The organism is uncultured Methanobrevibacter sp. (assembly GCF_900316895.1).
Lineage (GTDB): Archaea > Methanobacteriota > Methanobacteria > Methanobacteriales > Methanobacteriaceae > Methanocatella.
This window is the reverse complement of the sequence record NZ_ONER01000089.1, coordinates 1-5,991: the sequence shown is the minus strand read 5'-3', so window position 1 is coordinate 5,991 and position 5,991 is coordinate 1. Positions and strand designations below refer to the sequence as shown.

Below are 5,991 nucleotides of genomic sequence, written 5' to 3'. Positions count from 1 at the left end.
AAGTCATCATCAATTATTGATTTCAGTTTTTCAATGTCTGAAATCCGGCTGATTTCATCTATGTGCTTCTGGCTGTTAATCCAGTCATCAAATGTCTTTTGAGCAATATAGGAAACATCACTGTCTCCTGATGAAATCAGTTTTTTCAGTAGAAGTTCATTATCAATACGCTTAATATCTTCAAAAAGAGAGTTCAACCTTCTTTGGGCAATTTCAGAATCATCCTTTTCAAGAGAGGAAATATTGTCCAAAGTTTCCTTGTCATCAAGCTTGGAAATAGCAATATGTCTGATTTCATCATCCACTTCATTTAAGGCCAATGATTTTAGCTTCTGCTTGAAGTTCAGTGACTGCCTATTTGAATTATGAACAAACAAAAAGTTATCCAATAATCTGGAAGTTGGAATAATCTTTAATGCCAATGATCTTATATCACCATCATCATTTTTATCAGCTATCTCCATCAAATCATAAGGATTTGTTATCGCCCCAGTCGCTTCAAGACATACATCCTTATTTTCATCTGTCAAAGCAATATCCCTTAAAATGGAATTATATTGATCTTTGAAATTATTCGTAAATGATTTGACTGCATAAAGACGTATTTTTGGATTTGAATGCATTGACAATTCCTTTAACAATTCAACATCATTAACCTTCAAAATTGCCTGTAAAGTGGCCCTGCCATCATCCAAATTTGTTCGGATATATTCTATCAGCACATCCTCATCCCTAATTTTTGAAACCGCACAAAAAACAATATCCCGATTGTCTTCGCTTAAAATCAATCCTTTTAAGATTTCATGATTTGAAAAATGCTTATTTTTTATAGCATGCAGTCTTATTTTATCATTAGAATCATTTAAAACAATATTGGCTAAATAGACTTCATCCTGAATAAGATATGCTGCAACAAGGCAAGAATATTCATCATCACTATTTTCATAAATTTCCTTAAAGTACTCTTCACAATTCAAATTAGAATTAAGTGACAAATCATCCAAACGATGGTAAAATGACTTATTAAAAATTAGCTTGACCAGATAATCATTATCATTTATCTTTTCACATGCCCAATGGCGATTGAATCCGTCATCATCATTTCTTATCACTTCACTCAAAATGTCAAAATCAGATAAATTAGGGTTTAAGATGGCCTCCCTTCGTATGAAAACATTTGAATCATTTAATGCAAAATCAGACAAAACCTTTTCATCAGTGATTTTGGAAATGGCCAATTTTCTGATTTCAACATCGCGCCCGGACTCGGCAATGGTCATTATTACTTCAGGATTATTAAAATTAGTGTTTTCAACTGCAAGCTTAACAATGAATTCATTTGGGTCATTCAAAGCAACATTATTTAAAAGATTTGTTAAATCAGACGTTAAAAGTAGAGATTCATCGATTATGCGATTTAGAGTTGCAAGACGGATATGTGAAAATGGATTGTTTAAGCAGACGTCTATTAAAAAATCTATGTCACTGATCTGCTCCATAGCCTTAATGGATACGGAATTAATGGAATCATTGATTAAAATATCTTTTAATGCCTCTTCATCTTCAATATAGGCAACTGCAAATTGGCGGATATGCCAATCGGAATCATTTTGAGCTATATCAATTATTTCTTCTTGATTGTTCGAACGTTTAATGAGTTCCATAACATCATAGGATGTCATAATACCTTATTCTATGTATAACTCATCCAATCTATCCAAACAAGCTTTTTTAACCTCTTTATCCTCTTCATCTTTAGTAATTATACTGGTTAAAACAGCAGGATTGACGATTTTTTTAATTGCAGCTATCCTTACATGAGGTTCCGGATGATTCAAAGCAAGATCTATTAATGGATTTTCATCCTTACCGGTTGTGACCCTAAGTTTGACAACCTTTACTTCTTCGGTTTCAATATCTCCGCCGTGAGCCTTTTGTCCATCACCAGGCACCTGACGTTCAACAACTGCTTCGCCAAGATATTCATAAGCCCAATTAGCATCATCACATGTTAAATGGTCTAAAATTGATTCATTGCCTAAATATTCATCTTCTTTTGGCCAATGAACATGAACTTTATTATCCAATGATTTTGAAATGATTTTCTGACCGGAATTAACATTTTTAATAGAAGTTTTAACTAAATCGATACGTCTTTCATCAAAATCCATCTTATCACCAATATAATATATTTAGCATTAAAAGTTAAAAAGTCTTTTTAATTTTATTGATTTTTTGAAAATATCTTTGCAAAAGAAAAAAACGGGAAGTTTAAAAAACTTCCAAGTTTAGACTTTATCCAATGCCTGGTCAACATCAGCCAGGATATCCTCAATATCCTCAATACCCACTGAGAATCTGATTAAATCAGGAGTTACTCCAGTGGACAATTGCTGTTCTTCAGACAGTTGGGAGTGAGTGGTTGACGCAGGATGAACCACTAATGATTTAGCGTCTCCAATATTTGCCAAAAATGACAATAACTCGACATTTTCAATGAATTTCAAAGCTCCATCATAACCTGCCTTAAGACCGAATGACACTATTCCTCCGTAACCCTTTTCAGCATACTTTTTAGCCACTTCATGGTTGGGGGATGATTCCAAACCGGAATATGTTACCCAAGCAACTTTAGGATGAGCTTCAAGGTGCTTTGCAACAGCCATTGCATTTGAAGCATGCCTTTCAATCCTCAAACCTAATGTTTCAAGACCCTGCAATAGTAAAAATGATCCGAACGGAGATGGAACAGCACCGGTGTCCCTTCCGACAACTGCTCTGATTCTTGTTGTAAAGGCAGCTCCCTTGAAAGTCTCAGCAAAGACTAAACCGTTATATGTTGCATCAGGTTCTGACAATGTTGGGAATTTGCCGTTCATCCAGTCAAAATCGCCTTTTTCGATAATAATTCCACCAAGAGTAGTACCGTGACCTCCGATGTATTTTGTTGCAGATGATGATATGATATCTGCTCCATGGTCAAAAGGCCTTACGGAACCTATTCCAACGGTATTGTCAGCAATCAATGGAATTCCATGCGAATGTGCAATTTCGGCCAACCTGTCAAAATCAGGAATATCCAATTTAGGATTTCCAATAGATTCCACATAAATGGCTTTTGTCTTATCGTCTATAGCCTCTTCAAACAATTCAGGAGATTGTGAGTCAACAAATGTAACTGTCCGTCCTAATTCCTCTAAAGTATTTTCGAATAACTCATATGTTCCACCGTACAGGTTATCCGCTGAAACTATATTATCTCCAACTTGTGTCAGGTTAATGATTGCATAAAAAATTGCTGACATTCCGGAAGCTGTTGCATATGCTGCAGTTCCTCCTTCAATAGCAGCCATCCTCTTTTCAAATGCCTCAGTTGTAGGGTTGGTTAACCTGGTATAAATGTTTCCTCCCTCTTTAAGCGCAAATCTGTTTGCAGCCTGTTCAGGTGAGTCAAATACATAAGATGTAGTCTGATAGATTGGTGTTACTCTTGAACCGGTTTCATCAACTTCTTCCTGGCCCGCATGTACACCAATTGTTGATATATTTTTTTTGTTTTTAATTTCATAAGCCATAATAATCACTTAATAGTTTTGTTTCCACCAAGTATAAACATTATCAAAATCCGAACAAATCCTGCGAATCCAACATCACATCGACTATATGAACATCGAACGGACATCTAGGTTCACAATCACCACAGGCGATACAGTCAGTCGCATTATATTTTAGATTATTATAATGTTCCTGTACACTTGCCGGAACTTCATCATGGTTTTTTGCAAGGTCAAACAGTTTATTCACCATTGCTATATCTATTCCAGAACTGCAGGGCTGACAATGCCCACAATATGTGCATTGGCCTTTGAATGAATGTTTTGGTGCATTTTTCAGAACTTCAGTGTAATCCTTTTCCGCTTCGCTTGCTGTGCAATATTTTAAAGATTCAATTAATTCATCAACTGTCTTGACACCGACAAAAATGCTTGAAACTCCTTTTTGTTCCAAAGCATAATGAATACATTGGACAGGTGTCAGCGCCACCCCAAATGGAGAAGTATCATCAGCCAGCAAATTTCCTCCGGCAAATCCTTTCATTACAGTTAATGCAGTGCCATTTTTTTCGCATAACTCATAAATTTCTGCCCTTAAAGGATTGATTGAGGAAAAATCATTGTCATAGGCATCCTCTTTGCGATACTCTTCAATATCATCCATTGCTCCAAACATGTCAAATGCAGGATTGATTGAAAACATCAAAAGCTCGATTTCAGGATTTCTGGCTGCCAAAAGCCCAACTTCAGGATTATGAGTGCTGAGTCCAATATGTGCTATGGTTCCTTCATCCTTTAGTTTTCTCACATATTCGATGAACGGACCATTCATAATGTTGTCATAATCCTCAATCTGGTCAACATAGTGAATCATACCGAAATCAAGCGTGTCGATTTGAAACCTTTCCATGAAATCCTCAAATGCCGGAATTACCTTATCCATATCACGGGTTCTTACATACTGGTTGTTTTGCCATGTCGAACCGATATGTCCTTGAATCACCCAGTTTTCACGATTCGGCTTGATTGCACGGCCCAGGTGTGAGCGCACGTCAGGCTCGCTCATCCAACAGTCAACAAAATTGATTCCGTTTTCCTCACAGGCTTTAATTAATACCTCTGTATCCTCATATGGCCTTTCCACTAAAAATTCGGCTCCAAAAGCTATTTCAGATACTTCAATATTGGTGTTTCCTAACTTTCTATATTCCATTTAGTTCCCTCTATGTAATATATGTTTTAAGAAATCTTTAAAAGTTTCTAAATTAAAGATAATTATTATATGTATACTAAAGAATTTATTTTGAATGAAGTAAATGCCATTAGAGCTGAAATAGGTCATGATGAAGTGAATATTTTCATTGAAGAAATTTACTTTGAAGATAATGAACTGTGGATTATCACAGAAGACAGGCCAGATAAATCAGCGATAATTGGAAAAGGAGGCTGGGTTGTCGGCAAACTCAAAGAGAAACTGGGCCTTGACAGTATACATGTTGAGTCATATGGGGACTTTTTAAACAAGAAGTATAAATTGAAATTATCCAAAAAGACAGTGCATAACATCGATTTGGATTCTGTTGGACTGAAAAACCTGGAAAGAACCATTGATTACAAATTGGAAAATATCTACAGTTTCAATTTTGACAAATATTTCGGTGAAAACGAGTTTGATGAATCTTCAAAAATTGAAGCTGTCGTTGCACTTTCAGGTGGTGTGGACAGTAGCTTTTCACTTATTCTAGCCAAAAAGCTTGGTTTTAATCCTGTGGCAGTTACTGTTGATCCGGGAACCATAATTCTTCCAAACCAATTTAAAAAGAACATCAAGGTTTTGGTTGAATCATTAGAGGTCAAACATGAGTATATTGAAGCCGATTATTCAGATATCATCGGCGAATCTTTCACAGGCAATGTGCATCCTTGCGGAAGATGCTCCAAAAACACCGGCCAGCTAGTAAAGCAATATGCAAAAGACAATGAAATTCCAATAATTATCTTTGGTGATATGCTTGCAACTGGTAGTCAATGCATAAATTTACAGGAGGATTCATTATATCGCTTGAACCTTCCAGCAAGTTTAAGTGTCGGCAAGCAAGAGATTAAATCCTTAATCAGAAACTATGATTTACAGACATTCAAAGGATTTGGCTGTCCTCTACTTTATGAAGTTCACAAGAAATTTCCGCATATGAGAAAATTCTCGATTCAAAGGATATTGAGGGAAACTCGTTCAGGTGCACTGGAGCCTGGTGAAGCTCTTGATTTAATTTGGAGTTTCAACAAGGTAAAATAATCAAATGTGAGATATTAATAGAAGCTGAGCCTTACTTATGAATTTATCTTTAAAATGCAAGAATACCACAACTTCTGCAAGTTGTGGATGAATTGCACTATTGGGTGTACTGTCTTTTTTAATTAATTTTATTGTGTTTTA

Annotated in this window: 5 protein-coding genes; 1 reads left to right on the top strand and 4 read right to left on the bottom strand. The window is 35.8% G+C overall.

All coding sequences use genetic code 11. The features are described 5' to 3' along the window. The 4 genes from QZN27_RS08505 to QZN27_RS08490 all read right to left on the bottom strand — a co-directional run. The coding region (locus QZN27_RS08505; protein ID WP_296786391.1) for a hypothetical protein at window positions 1-1,682 on the bottom strand (1,682 nt) is incomplete at its 3' end. A gap of 6 nt (window positions 1,683-1,688) precedes the next feature. Next, window positions 1,689-2,171 carry a hypothetical protein gene (locus QZN27_RS08500; protein WP_296786388.1) on the bottom strand — a complete coding sequence of 161 codons (483 nt, stop codon included), beginning with the start codon at window positions 2,169-2,171 and terminating at the stop codon, window positions 1,689-1,691. A 117-nt stretch (window positions 2,172-2,288) separates the two neighbouring features. Continuing rightward, window positions 2,289-3,575 (bottom strand): O-acetylhomoserine aminocarboxypropyltransferase/cysteine synthase family protein, encoded by a 1,287-nt coding sequence (locus QZN27_RS08495; protein ID WP_296786385.1) that lies wholly within the window; start codon window positions 3,573-3,575, stop codon window positions 2,289-2,291. Window positions 3,576-3,618: 43 nt separating this feature from the next. Continuing rightward, the gene (locus QZN27_RS08490) at window positions 3,619-4,767 is read right to left on the bottom strand and encodes an aldo/keto reductase (RefSeq protein WP_296786382.1); all 1,149 of its coding nucleotides are present in this window, start codon (window positions 4,765-4,767) and stop codon (window positions 3,619-3,621) included. Window positions 4,768-4,836: 69 nt separating this feature from the next. Between QZN27_RS08490 and QZN27_RS08485 the strand changes: the two genes are divergently transcribed. After that, complete coding sequence (locus tag QZN27_RS08485; RefSeq protein ID WP_296786378.1) at window positions 4,837-5,850, top strand: 7-cyano-7-deazaguanine synthase; 1,014 nt, start codon at window positions 4,837-4,839, stop codon at window positions 5,848-5,850. Window positions 5,851-5,991 lie beyond the last annotated feature (141 nt).